The 20,102-nt window shown below is 71.5% G+C and carries 16 protein-coding genes; 10 read left to right on the top strand and 6 right to left on the bottom strand.

What is annotated here, in order from left to right:
* The first annotated feature begins 23 nt into the window (after positions 1-23).
* The 3 genes from ACZ4M5_RS10095 to ACZ4M5_RS10085 all read left to right on the top strand — a co-directional run bounded on the left by ACZ4M5_RS10095 (position 24) and on the right by ACZ4M5_RS10085 (position 4,647).
* Positions 24-1,427: a class II fumarate hydratase gene (locus ACZ4M5_RS10095; protein ID WP_467734925.1), complete on the top strand. Its 1,404-nt coding sequence runs from the start codon at positions 24-26 to the stop codon at positions 1,425-1,427.
* Between the two features lie 82 nt (positions 1,428-1,509).
* Positions 1,510-2,202, top strand: a complete 693-nt coding sequence (gene fomD, locus ACZ4M5_RS10090; protein WP_467734923.1) for a cytidylyl-2-hydroxypropylphosphonate hydrolase — start codon at positions 1,510-1,512, stop codon at positions 2,200-2,202.
* Between the two features lie 315 nt (positions 2,203-2,517).
* Complete coding sequence (locus tag ACZ4M5_RS10085) at positions 2,518-4,647, top strand: SpoIIE family protein phosphatase (protein WP_467734921.1); 2,130 nt, start codon at positions 2,518-2,520, stop codon at positions 4,645-4,647.
* A 65-nt stretch (positions 4,648-4,712) separates the two neighbouring features.
* Here ACZ4M5_RS10085 and ACZ4M5_RS10080 read toward each other — a convergent pair whose 3' ends face one another.
* Entirely contained in the window at positions 4,713-7,004 is a 2,292-nt protein-coding gene (locus ACZ4M5_RS10080; protein WP_467734919.1) for a transglycosylase domain-containing protein, read from the bottom strand.
* A 273-nt stretch (positions 7,005-7,277) separates the two neighbouring features.
* On the opposite strand from ACZ4M5_RS10080, the gene ACZ4M5_RS10075 reads away from it, so the two are divergent.
* The 5 genes from ACZ4M5_RS10075 (at position 7,278) to ACZ4M5_RS10055 (ending at position 12,481) form a co-directional block, all read left to right on the top strand.
* Entirely contained in the window at positions 7,278-8,213 is a 936-nt protein-coding gene (locus ACZ4M5_RS10075; RefSeq protein ID WP_467734917.1) for an SPFH domain-containing protein, read from the top strand.
* Complete coding sequence (locus ACZ4M5_RS10070; protein WP_467734915.1) at positions 8,210-8,545, top strand: type II toxin-antitoxin system antitoxin; 336 nt, start codon at positions 8,210-8,212, stop codon at positions 8,543-8,545. The genes ACZ4M5_RS10075 and ACZ4M5_RS10070 overlap by 4 nt, the downstream gene beginning before the upstream one ends.
* Before the next feature lie 392 nt (positions 8,546-8,937).
* Positions 8,938-9,462 (top strand): PadR family transcriptional regulator, encoded by a 525-nt coding sequence (locus ACZ4M5_RS10065; protein WP_467734913.1) that lies wholly within the window; start codon positions 8,938-8,940, stop codon positions 9,460-9,462.
* On the top strand, positions 9,459-10,148 hold the full coding sequence (locus tag ACZ4M5_RS10060; RefSeq protein WP_467734911.1) for an ABC transporter ATP-binding protein: 690 nt from the start codon (positions 9,459-9,461) through the stop codon (positions 10,146-10,148). The genes ACZ4M5_RS10065 and ACZ4M5_RS10060 overlap by 4 nt, the downstream gene beginning before the upstream one ends.
* Positions 10,145-12,481, top strand: coding sequence for an ABC transporter permease (locus ACZ4M5_RS10055; protein ID WP_467734909.1), 2,337 nt, complete (start codon positions 10,145-10,147; stop codon positions 12,479-12,481). The genes ACZ4M5_RS10060 and ACZ4M5_RS10055 overlap by 4 nt, the downstream gene beginning before the upstream one ends.
* A 16-nt stretch (positions 12,482-12,497) precedes the next feature.
* Here ACZ4M5_RS10055 and ACZ4M5_RS10050 read toward each other — a convergent pair whose 3' ends face one another.
* Positions 12,498-13,442 carry a hydrogen peroxide-inducible genes activator gene (locus tag ACZ4M5_RS10050; RefSeq protein WP_467735559.1) on the bottom strand — a complete coding sequence of 315 codons (945 nt, stop codon included), beginning with the start codon at positions 13,440-13,442 and terminating at the stop codon, positions 12,498-12,500.
* Between the two features lie 139 nt (positions 13,443-13,581).
* Here ACZ4M5_RS10050 and ACZ4M5_RS10045 point away from each other — a divergent pair, with 139 nt between their 5' ends.
* Positions 13,582-14,136 carry a peroxiredoxin gene (locus ACZ4M5_RS10045; RefSeq protein ID WP_190195680.1) on the top strand — a complete coding sequence of 185 codons (555 nt, stop codon included), beginning with the start codon at positions 13,582-13,584 and terminating at the stop codon, positions 14,134-14,136.
* A 6-nt stretch (positions 14,137-14,142) separates the two neighbouring features.
* Positions 14,143-14,676 carry an alkyl hydroperoxide reductase gene (locus tag ACZ4M5_RS10040; RefSeq protein ID WP_381427571.1) on the top strand — a complete coding sequence of 178 codons (534 nt, stop codon included), beginning with the start codon at positions 14,143-14,145 and terminating at the stop codon, positions 14,674-14,676.
* Positions 14,677-14,751: 75 nt separating this feature from the next.
* On the opposite strand, the gene ACZ4M5_RS10035 is transcribed toward ACZ4M5_RS10040, so the two are convergent.
* From ACZ4M5_RS10035 to ACZ4M5_RS10020, 4 genes are all read right to left on the bottom strand, one after another.
* Positions 14,752-16,062: an AI-2E family transporter gene (locus ACZ4M5_RS10035; protein ID WP_467734906.1), complete on the bottom strand. Its 1,311-nt coding sequence runs from the start codon at positions 16,060-16,062 to the stop codon at positions 14,752-14,754.
* A 140-nt stretch (positions 16,063-16,202) separates the two neighbouring features.
* Positions 16,203-16,904, bottom strand: coding sequence for an aggregation-promoting factor C-terminal-like domain-containing protein (locus tag ACZ4M5_RS10030; protein ID WP_467734904.1), 702 nt, complete (start codon positions 16,902-16,904; stop codon positions 16,203-16,205).
* 417 nt (positions 16,905-17,321) lie between these two features.
* On the bottom strand, positions 17,322-18,647 hold the full coding sequence (locus tag ACZ4M5_RS10025; protein ID WP_467734902.1) for a PhoH family protein: 1,326 nt from the start codon (positions 18,645-18,647) through the stop codon (positions 17,322-17,324).
* A 322-nt stretch (positions 18,648-18,969) separates the two neighbouring features.
* The gene (locus ACZ4M5_RS10020) at positions 18,970-19,743 is read right to left on the bottom strand and encodes an isoprenyl transferase (protein WP_467735557.1); all 774 of its coding nucleotides are present in this window, start codon (positions 19,741-19,743) and stop codon (positions 18,970-18,972) included.
* Positions 19,744-20,102 lie beyond the last annotated feature (359 nt).

Raw genomic sequence — 20,102 nt, 5'->3', positions numbered from 1 at the left:
GTGACACGTGGAGGTGATCGTCGATGACCGGCGAGCAGGACAGGACCGAGTACCGCACCGAGCACGACTCCATGGGCGAGGTGCGGGTGCCCGCGCACGCCAAGTGGCGGGCCCAGACCCAGCGGGCCGTGGAGAACTTCCCCGTCTCCGGGCAGCGCATCGAGCGCGCGCACATCGAGGCGCTGGCCCGGATCAAGGGAGCGGCGGCCAAGGTCAACGCCGCGCTGGGGGTCCTGGACGAGGACGTCGCGCAGGCGATCCGGGAGGCGGCCGGGGAGGTCGCCGAAGGCCGGTGGGACGAGCACTTCCCGGTCGACGTGTTCCAGACCGGGTCGGGGACCTCGTCGAACATGAACACCAATGAGGTCATCGCCACGCTGGCGAGCGAGCGGCTGGGCCGCGGCGTGCACCCGAACGACCACGTGAACGCCTCCCAGTCGTCCAACGACGTCTTCCCCTCCTCGATCCACATCGCGGCCACGGCGGCCGTGACGCGCGATCTGATCCCGGCGCTGGAGCACCTCGCCGCCGCCCTGGAGCGCAAGGCGGAGGAGTTCGCCGATGTCGTGAAGTCGGGCCGGACGCACCTGATGGACGCCACGCCCGTGACGCTCGGCCAGGAGTTCGGCGGGTACGCGGCCCAGGTGCGCTACGGGGTCGAGCGGCTGCGCGCCTCCCTGCCCCGGCTCGCCGAACTGCCCCTGGGCGGTACGGCGGTGGGCACGGGCATCAACACCCCGCCCGGCTTCTCCGCCGCCGTCATCGAGGAGGTCGCCCGCACCACCGGGCTGCCGCTGACCGAGGCCCGCGACCACTTCGAGGCGCAGGGCGCCCGGGACGGCATCGTCGAGACCAGCGGCCAGCTGCGCACCATCGCGGTCGGCCTCACCAAGATCGCCAACGATCTGCGCTGGATGTCCTCCGGGCCGCGCACCGGCCTCGCCGAGATCGCCCTGCCGGACCTCCAGCCCGGCTCCTCGATCATGCCGGGGAAGGTGAACCCGGTCATCCCCGAGGCCGTGCTGATGGTGTGCGCCCAGGTGATCGGGAACGACGCCACCGTCGCCACCGCGGGCGCCGCGGGCAACTTCGAGCTCAACGTGATGCTGCCGGTCATCGCGAAGAACGTGCTGGAGTCCGTCCGGCTGCTCGCCAACGTCTCGCGGCTGCTGGCCGACCGCACCGTGGACGGCATCACCGCCAACCGCGAACGGGCCCGCGAGTACGCCGAGTCCTCCCCCTCCGTCGTCACCCCGCTCAACAAGTACATCGGGTACGAGGAGGCCGCGAAGGTCGCCAAGAAGGCCCTGGCCGAACGGAAGACCATCCGTCAGGTCGTGCTCGACGGGGGTTATGTGGAGCGCGGCGACCTGACCGCGGAGCAGCTCGACGAGGCACTGGACGTGCTGCGGATGACGCGGCCGTGACCCGTGCGGCGGATGTACGCCCGGCGCGTGAACCGTGACACGCGCCGCAGCGTCGTATGCCTACGGCACCTAATATCTGTGCATGGCGGACGGTGATGCGATGAGACGCGTGGAATCGGGTGGTGCGGCGGGCTTCTGGGCGCCGGGGGACCGGATCCTGTGGCGGTACCGGGAGAACGCGGGCCCGCACGTCCACATCGCCCGCCCCGTCACGGTGGTGCGTGACGACGCCGAGCTGCTCGCCGTGTGGCTGGCGCCCGGCACCGAGTGCGTCAAGCCCGTGCTCGCCGACGGCACGCCCGTCCACCTGGAGCCCCTGCGCACGCGCTACACCAAGCCCCGCACCGTGCTGCGCGACCGCTGGTTCGGCACGGGTGTGCTGAAGCTGGCCCGCCCCGGTGAGCCCTGGTCGGTGTGGCTGTTCTGGGAGCCGGGCTGGACGTTCAAGAACTGGTACGTGAACCTGGAGGAACCGCTGACCCGTTGGGCGGGCGGCGTGGACTCGGAGGACCATTTTCTGGACATCTCCGTGCACCCGGATCGCAGTTGGCACTGGCGCGACGAGGACGAGTTCGCGCAGGCCCGGCGGGACGGGCTGATGGACGACCGGCAGGCCGAGCGGGTGCGGACGGCGGGGCAGGCCGCGGTGGACCTGATCCGCGCGTGGGGGCCGCCGTTCTCGGAAGGCTGGCAGCACTGGCGCCCGGACCCGTCCTGGCCGGTACCGTCCCTGCCGGACGACTGGGATCGTACGCCCGCGCACGTGTCCTCATGAGACCCTTGATGCGCCCCCGGGCGGGAAACGTAGGATCGTCCTCCGCAAGGGCGCGGGTGACAACTACCGGAATACGCGCTGAGCTTGACCGATCGTCACCGAGGGGCGGCAGGACGTGAGCGAGGGGTACGAGGGCAACACCGGCGGTACCTGGGCCGCGGGCCCCGCGAGCCGCGGGCGGCTCGCCGCCGGCACAGGAACCACCTCTGACCGCGCGGGAATTCCGTTCCTGGAGCACCTATTCCGGGTATCGGAGTTTCGGCGGGACCACCTGCACCTGTGGCGTGCAGCCCCGGACGGACGGATTCGACACGCGTGACGGAGCAGCCGACCTCCTTCGAACGCCCCCAGCCGGGCGTCGACCCCGCGGACCCCCGCGGGGCGCTCGTGCACACCCCGGCACCGGCGCGCGCGCCCGGCGCGGGCACGTTACCGGTACAGGGCCGCCCCGGCGGCGACGTCACCGTTCCGGTCACGACGGCGCACCTGACGCCGGGCACGTCGGACCCGGGCACCTCCACGCCGTTCGGCAAGGGCAAGGACACCGTGAGCGACCCCGCCTCAGAGCACTCCCAGCCGGGTGCCGAGCAGACCGCCGAGCGCGACACCCCCCGGCCGCGGCCCGCCCCCGAGGGCATTCCGCTCCAGCCGGCGGACGAGCAGGACCGGCCGCTTCCCGATGCCGGCTCGCAGGAGCGCCGCAGCGGCCAGACCCTGCCGCCCGGCCGCCCCACGCCGATGCGGCGGGACGGCGACCGGCTGCGGTTCGTCGGCGCCGCCACCCGGCGGATCGCCCGCGGCATCGACCTCGACGAGATCGTGATGGGGCTGTGCCGGGCCACCGTGCCCACCTTCTCCGACGCGATCCTGGTCTATCTGCGCGACCCGCTGCCCGTCGGCGACGAGCGGCCCACCGGTCCGCTGGTGCTGCGGCTGCGCCGCACCGACCGGATACCGGCGGAGCGCGACACCGAGAACGGCTTCCTGCCGGCCGCGCAGCCCGAGCCGAGCGAGCTGGACTCGGTCGGCGCCGAGCTGTGCGAGGTACGGCCCGGCAGCGCGCTCGCCGAGGTGCTGCGCGGGGTGCGCCCGGTGTTCACCGAGGCCCCCGCCGCCCGCGCGGCCCTGCCGGAACTGCTCGGCGAGGGCGGCGAGTTCGCCCTGCCCGACGGGCAGCGCGCGATCCTGGCCCCGCTGCGCGGACGGCGGCGGGTGATCGGCGCGGCCCTGTTCCTGCGCCGCCCCGAGCGCATCCCCTTCGAGCCGGACGACCTGCTGGTGGCCGCCCAGCTCGCCACGCACAGCGCCCTCGGCATCGACAAGGCGGTGCTGTACGGACGCGAGGCGTACATCGCGGACGAGTTGCAGCGCACCATGCTGCCCGAGACGCTGCCCCGCCCGACGGGTGTGCGGCTGGCCTCCCGCTACCTGCCGGCCGCGGAGACGGCCCGGGTCGGCGGCGACTGGTACGACGCGATCCCGCTGCCGGGCAGCCGTGTCGCGCTGGTCGTCGGTGACGTGATGGGCCACTCCATGACGTCGGCGGCGATCATGGGCCAGCTGCGCACGACGGCCCAGACCCTCGCCGGGCTGGACCTGCCGCCGCAGGAGGTCCTGCACCACCTCGACGAGCAGGCCCAGCGCCTGGGCGTGGACCGCATGGCGACCTGCCTGTACGCCGTCTACGACCCGGTCGCGCACCGCATCACCATCGCCAACGCCGGTCATCCGCCGCCCGTCCTGCTCCACCTGGGCGGCCGGGCGGAGGTGCTGCGCGTGCCCGCCGGAGCCCCGATCGGTGTCGGCGGTGTCGACTTCGAGGCCGTGGAGCTGGACGCGCCCGCCGGCGCGACCCTGCTGCTCTACACCGACGGCCTGGTGGAGTCCCGGCTGCGTGACGTGTGGACCGGCATCGAGCAACTGCGCGAGAAGCTCGCCGCGGTCGCGCAGCTCACGGGGCCGGACCACCCGCCGCCCCTGGAGGCGCTGTGCGACGAGGTGCTCGACATGCTCGGTCCGGGCGACCGGGACGACGACATCGCGCTGCTCGCCGCCCGCTTCGACGGGATCGCGCCCAGTGACGTGGCCTACTGGTTCCTGGAGCCGGAGGACGCCGCCCCCGGCCGGGCCCGCCGCCTGGCCCGCCGGGCGTTGCAGCGCTGGGGTCTGGAGGAGCTGAGCGACTCGGTGGAGTTGCTGGTCAGCGAGGTCGTGACGAACGCCGTGCGGTACGCGTCCCGGCCGGTGACCCTGCGGCTGCTGCGTACGGACGTGCTGCGCTGCGAAGTGGGTGACGACGTCCCGCAGTTGCCGCGGTTGCGTCAGGCCCGCGCGACGGACGAGGGCGGCCGCGGCCTGTACCTGGTCAACCGGCTGGCCCGGCGCTGGGGCGCGACCCGGCTGAGCACCGGCAAGGTGGTCTGGTTCGAGCTGAACCGGGGCTGACCCGGGACCCGCCCGTACGCACACGCCGAAGGGCGCCCGGCCTGTGCCGGGCGCCCTTCGCCGTCCTACTCGTCGTCGTCCGGCCTGAGCGGCTCGAACGGGTCCCCGTCGTCGCCGGGCGGTGTCGTCGACGGGGTCGGGGGCGGGGTGGTCGTGGGTGCCTTGGTCGACGGGCTCGCAGGCGGCGAGGTGCTCGGCTTCTCGCTCGTCGGCGGCGGGGAGGACGACGGCTCCTCGGTCGTCGGCTCCCGCGTCGGCTCCTTCGTGGGCTCCTGCGTGGCCGACGGTGTCCTCGTCGGCTCCACGGCCGCCCCCTGCAGCGTCTCCAGTTCGAACGCGGTCGTCTGCCTCATCACACCGAAGGTGTAGGCGGCCCAGATCTGCGCCGGGAAGCCGCCGCCGTTGACGCGGGGCTGCCCGCCGGCCTTGTACATGGGGACCTGCTTGTACGGGGGCTTGTCGTCCTCGCCGAACAGTCCCACCGACGTGACCAGGTTGGGCGTGTAGCCGGTGAACCAGGCCGACTTGTTGTTGTCGGAGGTGCCCGTCTTGCCCGCGACCTGCTGGCCGTCGCGCTGCGGGTTGTCCCGTACGGACTTCTGGGCGGTGCCGTCGTCGACGACGCCGGTGAGCACGGAGGTGACGGTGTCGGCGGCCTCGCGGCTGATGACCTGCTCACCGACGGGATCAGGCATCTTCACCGTCCGGCGCAGGTGCTCGGCCGACTTCAGCACGGACGGGGTGACCTTCCTGCCGTGGTTGTCGAGGGTCGCGTAGACCCCGGCCATCTGCAGGGGGCTGGCGCCCATGCTGCCCAGGGTCTGGGCGGGTACGGGCTCCATGTGCTCGGTCTCCATGCCGAGTTCGCCCGCGATCTCGACCACCTCGGGCATGCCGACGTCGACGCCCATCTGCGCGAAGACGGAGTTGACGGACTTGTTCATGGCCGTCTGCACGGTGATCGGGCCGTAGTTCGCGTCGTCCTCGTTCTCCGGCGCGAAGCCGACCTTGCTGCCGTCGCTGACCACCGGGCGCTTGCTCGTGCCGTCGTAGACGGTGTTCGCGGTGATCGGCTTGCCGTCCTGCGTCTTCGCGCCCTTCTCCAGGGCCGCGGCCAGGATGACCGGCTTGAACGTGGAGGCGGGCTGGTAGTCGGCGCGGGTGGCGTTGTTCACGTAGTGCTTGAAGTAGTCCTTGCCGCCGTACATCGCGACCACGGCGCCCGACTTGGGGTTGACGGACACGGCACCGGCCTGGACGTCCGCGTCGACCTTGCGCTCGTCCGGGTCGAGCTTGCTGTTCAGCTGCTGCCGGACGGACTTCTCCAGGGCCGCCTGCTTCTTCTTGTCGATGTTCAGCGTGAGGGTCCAGCCGCCGGCGTTGACCAGCGCCTCGGCCTCCTTGGCGCTGTCGGCGGCGCCTTCGGCGACCAGCTGCTTCTCCAGAGCCGCGTTGGCCGCGTTGACCAGGTAGCCCTTCTGGCCCTCCATGCCCGGGGCGGGCCTGGGGTCCTTCGGCACGGGGAAGGTCATGCCGTCGCGCTCGGAGCGGTCGAGCCAGCCCTCCTCGACCATGTTGTCCAAAACGTAGTTCCAGCGGGCCTTCACCAGCTTCCGGCCGGCCGGGGAGGCGACCGCCCAGTCGTACTGGCTGGGGGCCTGCAGCAGCGCGGCGAGGTAGGCGCCCTGCGCGACGGAGAGCTTCTCGGCGTCGGTGCGGTAGTAGGCCTGGGCGGCGGCCTGGATGCCGTAGGCGCCCCGGCCGTAGTAGCTGGTGTTGATGTACCCGGCGAGGATGTAGTCCTTGGACTTCTCGCGGTCCAGCTTCAGGGAGATGACCAGCTCCTTGAGCTTGCGGGAGACGGTCTGGTCCTGCGTCAGGTAGTAGTTCTTGACGTACTGCTGGGTGATCGTCGAGCCGCCCTGCGCGCCCCGCCCGGCCAGCGTGTTGACCAGGCCGCGGGCGGTGCCCCGGAAGTCGACGCCGGCGTCCTTGTAGAAGGTCTTGTTCTCGGCCGCCACGAAGGTCTGCCGCACGCCCTTGGGGACCCGGGACAGATCGACGTTCTCCCGGTTGACCTTGCCGTCGCGGGCCATGATCGTGCCGTCGCTGTACTTGTAGATGTTGCTCTGGCGCTTGGCGTCGGCGTTCCCCTCGGGGATGTCGATCACCATGTACAGCACGATGAAGGCCCCCATGCCGAGCAGGCACAGGCCGAGGAAGGTCCCGAGGATCTTCCGCCAGGTGAAGAGCCTGCGTATGCCGCTCTTGCCGGCCGCGTCCGACGAACGGCGGCGCCGGGGCGCCGCCCGGCGCCCACCGCGCTGTCGGGCGCGTCTCTCTTCCGCTCGTCCCATGGGTCCGATCCGCTCCGCTTCGTTCATGTGTGCGCGTATGTCACACAGGTTCGCCGCTCAGGTCAGCTCAGAAAGCTAACACCGGGAGATATGAGATAGGGCTGCCGATCCGGCCCCAACCGGACGTGACAATCAGCACCCATCCCAACGGAACCGACGTACGAGCCCTGTACGAGGTTGCCATGACCGGTTAAAGTGATATCACTTAGCTAGACAGAAGCTAGGCGGCCACCGGCTGCCGCAGACGGCTTCTCCGAGAACGGGGGTTCACCCATGTCCACCCACGACGCCCAGGTCACGGCCGACGTGCCCGAGATGCCCGCGCCCCGCGTGCGGGAGTTCGCGGCCCACAGCATCGGCGGCGGGCTCGCCCTGCTGCTGGGACTGCTCGGGCTGCTGGCCGGCGCCGGGCTCATCGCCGCCGCCACGGCGGTCGGCTCCTCCGGCGCGAAGGCCGCACTGATCGTCGCCGGCATCCTGGTGGCGCTCGCGGCGTTCCTCGCCATGTGCGGGCTCAACATGGTCGCGCCGGGCGAGGCGCGGGTCGTGCAGCTCTTCGGGCGCTACCGGGGGACGATCCGCCAGGACGGTCTGCGCTGGGTGAACCCCTTCACCTCGCGCACCAAGATCTCCACGCGGGTGCGCAACCACGAGACCGCCGTACTGAAGGTCAACGACGCCTACGGCAACCCGATCGAGCTCGCCGCCGTGGTGGTGTGGCGGGTCGAGGACACGGCCCAGGCCACGTTCGAGGTGGACGACTACATCGAGTTCGTCTCCACCCAGACCGAGGCGGCCGTGCGGCACATCGCCATCGAGTACCCCTACGACGCCCACGAGGAGGACGGCCTCTCGCTGCGCGGCAACGCCGAGGAGATCACCGAGAAGCTGGCGGTCGAACTGCACGCGCGCGTGGAGGCGGCCGGCGTGCAGATCATCGAGTCCCGCTTCACCCACCTCGCCTACGCGCCCGAGATCGCCTCGGCGATGCTCCAGCGGCAGCAGGCCGGCGCGGTGGTCGCCGCCCGGCGGCAGATCGTCGACGGGGCCGTGGGGATGGTGGAGGCCGCGATCGCCCGCATCACCGAGCGGGACATCGTGGAGCTGGACTCCGAGCGCAAGGCGGCCATGGTGTCCAACCTCATGGTCGTGCTGTGCGGCGACCGTGCCGCCCAGCCGGTCCTCAACACCGGGTCCCTCTACCAGTGACCGTCCCCGACGAGGGCGCGGGTGCGCGTCGCAGGCCGCAGCAGCAGCGCAAGCAGGTGCTGCTGCGGCTGGACCCCGCGGTGTACGAGGCGCTGGCCCGGTGGGCCGGGGACGAGCTGCGGTCGGCCAACGCACAGATCGAGTTCCTGCTGCGCAGGGCGCTGGCCGAGGCGGGCCGCCTCCCCCGGGAAACCGGCCCACTCCCCCGGCGGGGGCGCCCTCCGGGGAACCCGGCCGGACCGCCGGGCGGCCCAGCGGGCGGAACGCCGGGCACACCGCCGGGAGGTCCGGCGGGAGGTCCGGCAGGAGGTCCAGGCGGAGTGCAGGGCTGAGCGTCGGGGGGCGGGGCGGACGGCCGGGCCGGACCGGCGGACGGCCGGGAACCCGAGCCGCCCCCGGCCCTCCGGCCGATGTGACCACCCCGGAAGACCGAGCTGCCGCCCCTCCGGGGCCGGCCACCAGGAAGCCCGGCCGGAATGCCGCCCGGACCGCCTGGTAGTGGGCCGGGTGGACCCGGCGGACCGCCGAGCCGAGCCGCGAGGTCCGGGTGGAACCGGCAGGTGGCAGCCGGACGGGGCGTCGGCAGCCGGGCCGCACGGCCGGTCGGCGTGGGCTGTTGCGGAACCGTGACAACGGGCCCCGACCTGCGCTCCCGCACGCCCCGCCATGCACTGCACACTCGGCGTATACATGGTGCGTATACACGGCGTGTACAGTCCTTTCCATGTCCATCGGTCACACCCTCCTGGGGCTCCTGGAGTCCGGCCCGCGCCACGGTTACGACCTCAAGCGGGCCTTCGACGAGAAGTTCGGTCACGACCGGCCGCTGCACTACGGCCAGGTCTACTCGACGATGTCCCGCCTGCTGAAGAACGGGCTCGTCCAGGTCGACGGCATCGAGGCCGGCGGCGGTCCCGAGCGCAAGCGGTACGCCATCACCGAGGCCGGCATCACGGACGTCGAGCACTGGCTCGCGACGCCCGAGAAGCCGGAGCCCTACCTCCAGTCGACCCTCTACACCAAGGTCGTCCTCGCCCTGCTCACCCAGCGCGACGCCGCCGACATCCTGGACACCCAGCGCTCGGAGCACCTGCGCAGTATGCGGATCCTCACCGACCGCAAGCGCAAGGGTGACCTGGCCGACCAGCTCATCTGCGACCACGCGCTGTTCCACCTGGAGGCGGACCTGCGGTGGCTGGAGCTGACCGCGGCGCGTCTGGACCGGCTCCGTGAGGCGGTGGCCCGATGACCGCTCCCGCCGGCTCGCTCCTCACCGCCCAGGACCTGCGCAAGGCCTACGGCCCGACGACGGCGCTGGACGGTGCCGAGTTCTCCATCCACCCGGGCGAGGTCGTCGCCGTCATGGGCCCCTCGGGCTCGGGCAAGTCGACGCTGCTGCACTGCCTCGCCGGGATCGTGATGCCCGACTCGGGCTCCATCGCCTACGACGGGCGCGAGGTGACCTCCATGAGCGACGCCGAGCGCAGTGCGCTGCGCCGCTCGGAGTTCGGCTTCGTCTTCCAGTTCGGCCAGCTGGTGCCGGAACTGACCTGCGTGGAGAACGTCGCCCTGCCGCTGCGGCTGAGCGGCAGGTCCCGCAAGGAGGCCGAACGCACCGCGCTGGCCTGGATGGAACGGCTGGAGGTGGACGACCTGCGCAAGAAGCGCCCGGGTGAGGTCTCCGGCGGCCAGGGACAGCGGGTGGCCGTCGCCCGTGCGCTGGTCACCAACCCGCGGGTCGTCTTCGCCGACGAGCCGACCGGCGCGCTGGACTCCTACAACGGCGAGCGCGTGATGGAACTGCTCACCGACGCCGCCCGGTCCGCCAACGCGGCCGTGGTGCTGGTCACGCACGAGGCCCGGGTGGCCGCGTACTCCGACCGCGAGATCGTCGTGCGCGACGGGAAGTCACGGGACATGGAGCGCGTCGTATGAGCCTCGGGCAGTGGCCCCGCGATCTGGCGATGGGCACACGGTTCGCGTTCGCCGGCGGGCGCGAGGGCTGGACCCGGGCGGTGCTGACGGCCGTCGGCGTGGGGCTGGGGGTGGCGCTGCTGCTGCTGACCACCGCCATCCCCAACGCGCTGGCGGAACGGCAGCGGCGCGAGGAGGCCCGCAGCGACCACACGTACAGCCAGCCGAAGATACCGAAGGCCGACGACACCCTGATCGTCGTCGACGCGAATACCACCTTCCGCGACCAGGACGTACGCGGACGGCTGCTGGAGGCGGAGGGCCCGAAGGCAGCACCGCCCCCCGGCGTCGCACGGTTCCCCGGCCCGGGCGAGATGGTCGTCTCCCCCGCGCTGAAGGAGCTGCTGGCCTCCGACGGGAGCGAGCTGCTGCGCGAGCGGCTGCGGTACCGCGTCGCGGGCACCATCGGCGAGCAGGGGCTCATCGGGTCGCAGGAACTCGCCTACTACGCGGGCGGCGAGGGGCTCGCACGGAAGATCGAGGGCTCCGCCCAGGGCGCCCGGATCGACAGCTTCGGCGACGACGGCCCGTCGCAGTCCGACCCGTGGGACCCGGTCCTGCTCCTGCTGGTCCTCGTCGTCTTCGTGGTGCTGCTGATGCCCGTCGCGGTGTTCATCGCCGCGGCCGTGCGGTTCGGCGGCGAACGGCGGGACCGCCGGCTGGCGGCGCTGCGGCTGGTGGGCTCCGACAGCCGGGCCACCCGGCGCATCGCCGCGGGCGAGGCGCTCGCCGGTTCCCTGCTGGGGCTCGTCCTGGGCACCGGCTTCTTCCTGGCCGGACGCCGGCTGGCCGCCTCCTTCGAGGTGTTCGGCGTCAGCGTCTTCCCCAGCTATCTGAACCCCTCCCCGCTGCTGGTCGTGCTGGTGGCGCTGGCGGTGCCTGCGGCCGCGGTGCTGGTGACCGTCCTCGCCCTGCGCGGGGTCGTCATCGAGCCGCTGGGCGTGGTGCGCACGGCCAGGCCCGCCCGGCGCCGGCTGTGGTGGCGGCTGCTGCTGCCGCTGGGCGGACTCGCGCTGCTCGCCCCGATGATGGGGCAGGGCGACGACGGCGGGCAGTTCAACCAGTACCTGGTCGTCGGCGGCGTGATGCTGCTGCTGGTCGGCGTCACGGCCCTGCTGCCGTGGGTGGTGGAGACGGTCGTCTCCCGGCTCGGCGCGGGCGGGGTCGCCTGGCAACTGGCCGTACGCCGCTTGCAGTTGAGCAGCGGTGCGGCGGCCCGCATGGTCAACGGCATCGCGGTCGCGGTGGCCGGGGCGATCGCGTTGCAGATGCTGTTCGCCGGGGTGGAGGGCACGTACACCAGGGCGTCGCAGTACGACGTGTCGCGGGCCCAGATGAGCGTGGGCGTGCCGGACGGCGCGGGCCTCGCGGCCACCGTGCGGCAGTACCGCGACACCGAGGGCGTACGCAAGGTCACCGCGCTCTCCGACGTCCACCTGGCCGACCGGCGCGACGGGGAGGCCTCCTTCGTCCAGGTCACCATCGCCGACTGCGCCTCCCTGCGGGAGGTGGCCACCCTGTCCTCCTGCCGCGACGGCGACGTCTTCGCGCTCCGGGGATCGCAGTCCGAGGGCGAGAGCGAGAAGCTCGCCCGGCCGGGCACGACCCTGTGGACCGACCCCACCGACACCGACCGTTCCGGCGGCCGGTTCTCCTGGACCCTGCCGCGCGACATCCGGCAGGCCGAGTCCCGCGAGGACCCCACGGGCTACGAACGCGGCGGCGTCCTGGTCACGCCCGGCGCCCTGCCCGGGAAGCTCGCGTCGCACGCGTCCTCCCGGCTCTTCCTGAGCCTGGACCCCTCGGTGCCCGACGCGCACGACCACGTGCGCAACACGGCGGCCCGGCTGGATCCGACGTCGGACCCGATGACCTGGCAGAGCGTCGAGCGCAACAAGCGCTACGCGACGATCCGCACGGGTCTGTCCGTCGGAGCCGCGGCGGTGCTGGCGCTGATCGGGGCGAGCCTGCTGGTGTCGCAGCTGGAGCAGCTGCGCGAGCGGCGCAAGCTGCTGTCGGCCCTGGTCGCCTTCGGCACCCGGCGCCGCACGCTCGGCCTGTCGGTGCTGTGGCAGTCGGCCGTCCCGATCGGACTGGGCCTGCTGCTCGCCGCGACGGTGGGCATGGCCCTGGGCGCCGTCCTGCTGCGCATGACCGCCACGGCGGTCCGGGTGGACTGGGCGAGCGTGCTGTCGATGACCGGCATCGGGGCGGGCGTGGTGCTCGTGGTGACGCTGCTGAGCCTGCCGCCGCTGCTGAAGCTGACGCGGCCGGACGGACTGCGCACCGAGTAGCGCACCGGACGCACCGTCAGGAGTCCCGCTCCAGGACGCGTACGGGCAGCGGCCGCAGCGCCTGCCGCAGGGCCGCCGCCAGCTCCTCGTACTCCGCGCCGCGCGCGGCCCCCGTCCGCATCGCCAGGGCGACCCGGCGGGTGGGGGCCGGCTCGGCGAAGTACCCGGTGAGGAGCTGGCTGCTGCGCGAGATCTCCACCTTCAGGGCGGTGCGCGGCAGCAGGGTCACGCCGAGCCCGCCGGCCACCAGCTGCACCAGCGTGGACAGTCCGGCGGCCGTGGTGGTGACGGGGGCGTCCTCCCGGCCGGCCTCCCGGCAGATGTCGAGGGCCTGGTCGCGCAGGCAGTGCCCCTCGTCCAGCAGCAGCAGGTGCAGCTCGCGCAGCGCTTCGCGCGGGATGCCCTCGCGTCCGCCGAGCCGGTGGTCGAGCGGGGTGACGAGCACGAAGTCCTCGTCGAACAGGGGCAGTTCGGTCACGCCGGGCACACCCAGGGGCACGGCGAGCAGCAGCAGGTCCAGCCGCCCGCCGGCGAGTCCGTCGAGCAGGTTGGCGGTCTGCTCCTCGTGCACCTGCAGGTCGAGGTCCGGGTAGCGCTCGTGGACCAGCCGCAGCACGGTCGGCAGCAGATAGGGCGCCACCGTCGGGATGACGCCCAGCCGCAGCACCCCGGTGAAGGGGGCGCGGGTCGCCTCGGCCTCCTCCATCAGCGACTCCACCTCGCCCAGCACCGCCTTGGCCCGTACGGCGATCCGCTCGCCCTCGGGCGAGAGCAGCACCTTGCGCGTCGTACGCTCGAGGAGCGTCACTCCGAGTGTCTCCTCCAGGGCCGAGACGGCACCGGACAGAGCGGGCTGGCTCATCCCGATCGCGGCGGCGGCGTCCCGGAAGTGCAGGTGCTCGGCGACGGCCGCGAAGGCCCGCAGCTGCGCCAGGCTCGGCTGCCTGCGCTTACTACCCACAGTCACTGATAACTACCTCCGATCAACCCGACCGAGTGTAGCTATTTCCCTAATCAATCGACGCTGTGCCAACATCAACACCGTCCAACCCATGGGAAACACCCGCAATCCGGGTGTTTCTTCGCTGCAAGGAGAGCGTGTGCTCACTGTCGGTGACAAGTTCCCCGAGTTCGACCTGACCGCCTGCGTCTCGCTGGAGAAGGGCAAGGAGTTCCAGCAGATCAACCACAAGACCTACGAGGGTCAGTGGAAGGTCATCTTCGCGTGGCCCAAGGACTTCACCTTCGTGTGCCCGACCGAGATCGCCGCCTTCGGCAAGCTGAACGACGAGTTCGCCGACCGTGACGCCCAGGTGCTCGGCTTCTCCGGCGACTCCGAGTTCGTCCACCACGCCTGGCGCAAGGACCACGACGACCTGCGTGACCTGCCCTTCCCGATGATGGCCGACTCCAAGCACGAGCTGATGCGCGACCTCGGCATCGAGGGCGAGGACGGCTTCGCCAAGCGCGCGGTGTTCATCGTGGACCAGAACAACGAGATCCAGTTCTCCATGGTGACCGCGGGCTCCGTCGGCCGTAACCCCAAGGAGGTCCTGCGGGTCCTGGACGCCCTGCAGACGGACGAGCTGTGCCCCTGCAACTGGTCCAAGGGCGACGAGACCCTGGACCCGGTCGCGCTGCTCTCCGGGGAGTGATCTGACATGTCCCTCGACGCACTGAAGTCCGCCATACCGGACTACGCCAAGGACCTGAAGCTCAACCTGGGCTCGGTCATCGGCAACTCCGACCTCCCGGCCCAGCAGCTGTGGGGCACGGTCCTGTCGACGGCGATCGCCTCGCGCTCCCCGATCGTGCTGCGCGAGCTGGAGCCGGAGGCCAAGGCCAACCTGTCGCCGGAGGCGTACACGGCCGCCAAGGCCGCGGCCGCGGTGATGGCGATGAACAACGTCTTCTACCGCACGCGCCACCTGCTGTCGGACCACGAGTACGGCAGCCTGCGCGCGGGCCTGCGGATGAACGTCATCGGCAACCCGGGTGTCGACAAGGTCGACTTCGAGCTGTGGTCCTTCGCCGTCTCCGCCATCAACGGCTGCGGCATGTGCCTCGACTCGCACGAGCAGGTCCTGCGCAAGGCGGGCCTGGACCGTGAGGTCGTCCAGGAAGCGTTCAAGATCGCTTCCGTGATCCAGGCGGTCGGCGTCACGCTGGACGCCGAGGCGGTCCTGGCCGAGTAGTTCCCGGCCGCCGGCCGGTCATGGCAGGGCCCCGTCCACCCACCGGTGGACGGGGCCCTGTTCCGTCTTCGCGTGTCACTCCGCCGGGGGCTGGGGCGGGGCGGGCTCCGCGCTGACCGCCGTGGCTCCCCGCGGCGGCACGGCCTGCCGCACCGCGGCCTTGCGCGCGTACGACCGCAGATATCCGGCGACCGTGTTCGTCACGGCCACCAGCGGCACCGCGACCACGGCTCCGCCGATCCCGGCCACCATGCCGCCGCAGGCCACCGCCAGCACCACCGCGAGCGGATGCACCCGCACGGCCCGTCCCAGGATGAACGGCTGCAGGATGTGCCCCTCGATCTGCTGCACCGCCAGCACCACCACCAGCGTCATCACGGCCGTGAACACGCCCTGCGTGACCAGCGCGACGACCACCGCCAGCGCCCCGGACACCACCGCGCCCACCAGCGGGATGAACGCGAACAGGAAGATGAACACCGCCAGCGGCACGGCCATCGGCACATCCAGGAAGTAGATGCCGAGCCCGATGAAGATGGCGTCGATCAGCGCGACGATCACCGTGCCCCGCACGTACGCCGTCAGCGTCCGCCAGGCCGCGGGACCCGCCCCGGCCACGCCCGGGCGCGCCGCCGCCGGCACCAGCTTGAGCGTCCACTGCCAGATCCGCTTGCCGTCGTAGAGCAGGAAGAGGGTGCAGAAGACGGCCAGCAGGATCCCGGTCAGCGCCTCGACGACGACCGTGACGCCCTCCAGCCCGGCCGAGGTGATCTGGTCGGTGTTGGCGCCGACCGCCTCGCGCAGGTTCGCGGCGATCTCGTTGATCTGCTTGTCGGTGACGTGGAAGGGGCTGTTCAGCAGCCAGTTCCGCAACTCGTCGATGCCGTCCTGGATCTGGTTGGAGAGGTCGTCGATGTTCTCCATGACCTGCCAGGTCACGAACCAGCCGATGAGGCCCATCACGACGAAGCCGAGGATCGCGGTGAGGGCGGTGGCCGGGCCGCGCGGCACCCCGTGCCGGCGCAGCCGCGCCACGGTCGGCTGGAGCAGCGCCGTGATGAGCAGCGCGATGACGAACGACAGCACCACGAGCTGGACGGCGCTGATGACCCGCATCAGCACCCAGAGGGTGCCGGCGAGGACGAGCAGCCGCCAGCCGGCCTCCGCGGCGACCCGTACCCCCCAGGGCACGGCGAGCGCGGGGTCGGGCCGGGGGGCGACGTCGGGTGCGTAGTCCGGGGGCGGCGGGACGTGTTCGTAGACCCGTGAGCCGGACTCGTCGTCCTCACGCCGGCGTTCGGCTTCGGCGCGGCGCTCGTTGTACCGCTCGCTGATCTCGGTCAGCCCGGCACCGACCCGGCCGAGCCACCCTGGCAATCGCGACATGATCCGTCCTCTTCCCCCGTCTGTCCGCACCACTCCCCCGGAGGAGGTGTCCGCGTCCGACCGTACATGGCGCGAGCCCCGCACCGGACGACGGTGCGGGGCTCGTGCTCAGGATCGGTTCGGCCCGGGGGCCGGCCGGCTCAGTACCAGTGGTTGGCCTGCCAGAACGACCAGGCGTCACAGGGACTGCCATAGCGCTCGTTCATGTAGTTCAGGCCCCACTTGATCTGGGTGGCCGGGTTGGTCTGCCAGTCCGCGCCGGCGGACGACATCTTGGAACCGGGCAGCGCCTGGAACATGCCGTAGGCCCCGGACGAGGGGTTGACCGCCTTGTAGTTCCAGTCGGACTCGTGGTCCACGATGTTGCTGAAGCACTGGAACTGGCCCGCCGGCACCATCTGCCGCGCCATCGCCTGGATCTGGGCGATGGAGTAGGAGCTGGCGACGGGGAAGTCGGAGATGTCCTTGGAGCGGCTCGCGGTCTGCTTGACCTCCGCAGCGCGCTCCTTGGCGGCCTTCTCGGCCTCGGCTGCCTTCTCGGCGGCCTTCTTCTTGGCGATGGCCGTCTCGGCGGCGGCCTTGCGGGCGGCCTCCTCGGCGTCCTTCTTGGCGCTCGCGTCAGCGGCGATGGCCTGGACGTCGGCCTGCTGCGTCAGGGACGCGGTCTGCACCTGGGCCTGCTGGCCCGCGGGGATGTCCGCGAGCAGCGTGGTGCCGCTTGCCGTCGCTTCGGCGTCGTTGTTCTGCGCGGTGCTGCCCGAGGCAACGCCGACGACGCTTCCGACGGCGGTGACCGCGGTGGCCGAGGCCACTGCGAATCCCCGGACCGAGATCCGGCTCACACGGTTTCCTTCCAGCATCGCCCGCTTCGGTGACCCTCGCGGACGCAATCGTGCCCCTGGCACTGGCCTCCCCAACTGCGGGTCACGGGAGGCGCGGGCCCGGTGGGCAACTCCCACGAAGGGAGCGCCGCGTGGTGCGCGGGCGGCATACGACATCGCTATGGAGTTGGGGTGGTGCTCAGGTGGTGCCGTACCGCTGGGGGTACAGGTGTGTCGTATGCGGGGCCTGACAGGATGGAGACTCTGCCGTAAGCCGATGGCGCAAGGCAATTCCGAGTTGCGTGTGAAAGCTCACATCTCGTTTGGCGCGGGAAATTCACAGGAACGGCCACACGCGAAGGCGCCGCCCGGCTAGGCTCTTCGCCTTTCCGGACGGCGCCAACTACGGAGCAATCGCCCCCGCTTGGGGCGCTTGGGTCAGACTTGCCCGTCTTCGAGCATTTCGGTCACAAGAGCGGCGATCTGCGACCGCTCGGACCGGGTGAGGGTCACGTGCGCGAAGAGCGGATGACCCTTCAGCTTCTCCACGACGGCGACGACACCGTCGTAGCGGCCGACCCTCAGGTTGTCCCGCTGGGCCACGTCATGGGTGAGGACCACCCGTGAGTTGGCCCCGATCCGCGACAGCACGGTGAGCAGGACGTTCCGCTCCAGCGACTGGGCCTCGTCCACGATGACGAACGCGTCGTGGAGGGAACGGCCGCGGATGTGGGTGAGCGGCAGGACCTCCAGCATGCCGCGCGCGGTGACCTCCTCGATGACCTCGCGGCTGGTGACGGCCGACAGCGTGTCGAACACCGCCTGCGCCCAGGGGCTCATCTTCTCGGCCTCGGAGCCGGGCAGATAGCCGAGTTCCTGCCCGCCGACCGCGTAGAGCGGACGGAAGACCATCACCTTCTGGTGCTGACGCCGCTCCAGCACGGCCTCCAGGCCCGCGCACAGGGCGAGCGCCGACTTGCCGGTGCCGGCCCGGCCGCCCATGGACACGATCCCCACGTCCGGATCGAGCAGCAGGTCGAGAGCGATCCGCTGCTCGGCGCTGCGGCCCTTGATGCCGAACACCTCGCGGTCGCCGCGCACGACACGGACGTTGCCGTCCGGGGTGACCCGGCCCAGCGCCCTGCCGCGCTCGGACTGGATCACCAGGCCCGTGTGCACGGGCAGTTCGGCGGCCTCGGGGACGTGGACGCGCCCCTCCTCGAAGAGGATGTCCACCTGCTCGCCGGGCAGGGTCAGTTCGGACATGCCGGTCCAGCCGGAGGCGTCCGTGATGGCGAGTTCCGCACGGTACTCCTCGGCGAGGAGCCCGACGGAGGACGCCTTGATCCTGAGCGGGAGGTCCTTGGACACGACGGTGACGTCGAACCCCTCGGCCTGCAGGTTGCGGGCGACCGCGAGGATGCGGGAGTCGTTGTCCCCCAGTCGGTAGCCGCTGGGCAGCACGCTGGGGTCCGAGTGGTTGAGCTCGACACGGACGGTCCCGCCGAGATCCCCGATCGGGATGGGGGCGTCGAGGCGACCGTGCCGGATCCGGAACTCGTCGAGCAGGCGCAGGGCCTGCCGGGCGAAGTAGCCGAGTTCGGGGTGGTGCCGCTTGGCCTCCAGCTCCGTCACCACGACGATGGGGAGCACGACCTCGTGCTCGTCGAAGCGGCTCAGGGCGTTCGGATCGGCCAGCAGGACGCTGGTGTCGAGAACATAGGTGCGCCGGTCGGGCTTGTGGCGCTTTGTGCTGGTCACCACGGAAGGACGTACCCCCTCGGATGAGGTCGGGGAGCGACGGTATGGAGCTGGACCGGTCGTCGGCCGCCCTGCGCGGGCCGAGAACCGGCCCTCCGCCTCTTCGTCCGTGCTGTGACCGCACGATCGGGCTGGTGCAAAGGGCCTCCCGGGCGGACGGCCCCGTGCCGTCCGCTGAGATCCGACACCCGTGGTTCGGGCGTCGACCTGACTGGGTTATGCCCTCGAACGAGCGTCGCCATGCCACGGCATATGACGGCACACCGGTGAACTCCGCGTGACATCCCTCCGCCGCGGGGTACCCGGTACGGCTGCGACCTGCGGCTCAGCCGCCGTAGCGCCGGTGCCGGGCCGCGTAGTCGCGCATGGCGCGCAGGAAGTCGACCTTGCGGAAGGCAGGCCAGAACACGTCACAGAAGTAGTACTCGGAGTGCGCCGTCTGCCAGAGCATGAATCCGGACAGCCGCTGCTCACCGCTGGTGCGGATGACGAGGTCGGGGTCGGGCTGGTCGCCGGTGTAGAGGTGACGCCCGATCATGTCGATGTCGACGGCCTCGGCGAGCTGCTCCATCGAGGTGCCCTTGTCCTGGGCGTCGAGCAGCATCGAGCGGACGGCGTCGGCGATCTCCTGCCGGCCGCCGTAGCCGATGGCCACGTTGACCACTATCCCCTTGACGTGGGCGGTGGCCTCCTCGGCCTCCTTGAGGACCGTCTGCATGCCGGAGGGCAGCAGGTCGGGCGTGCCCACGTGGTGCACGCGCCAGCGGCCGTCGGCGGCCAGAGTGCGCACGACGTCCTCGATGATGCCGAGGAGCGGGACGAGTTCCTCCTGCGGCCGGTCGAAGTTGTCCGTGGACAGCAGCCAGAGGGTGACGACCTCGACGTCGGTCTCGGAGCACCAGCCGAGGAACTCCTCGATCTTGCCGGCTCCGGCCCGGTGACCGTCGACGGTGCTGGAACCGGCGGCCTTCGCCCAGCGCCGGTTGCCGTCCATGATGACGCCGATGTGCTTGGGCACCTGAGCGTGGTCCAGGTGGCCTTCCACCCGGCGTGCGTACAGCCTGACCAGCAGGCCGCGCAGCTTGTCGCGCAGGTTCACGTGATCGTCAGCCCCTCCGTGCGGATCGGACGGGCCGCTGCGTGCGGCCCGGTCGAGGCCGCGGGCGTCCCCGCCCATGCGGCAATCCCCGGGGGCGAAGCCTACCCCCGGTACGGCTCCCGGCGGCCAACGGGTGCGGAAGGAACGGTTCCGGCCGCTGCTTCGAGCCGCTGCACGGAGGAAGAAAAAACGGGCCGGTCCGTGGGGGGGAGACGGACCGGCCCGAGGGGGGGTTTCCACCATAACCCTTTGTAAGTGATGCCGCGTGCATCGGCGTGCCACAACTACTCTCCGGAGTCGTGCGGCGACGCGGCGACGTCCACGGAGCGTGACGTTCCGCGGTTGCTCCCGGCCGAAAT

The sequence above is a fragment of the Streptomyces sp. NPDC026246 genome (assembly GCF_055567995.1).
The sequence above is the reverse complement of the archived record's forward strand: the minus strand, read 5'-3'. Positions and strand labels throughout refer to the sequence as shown.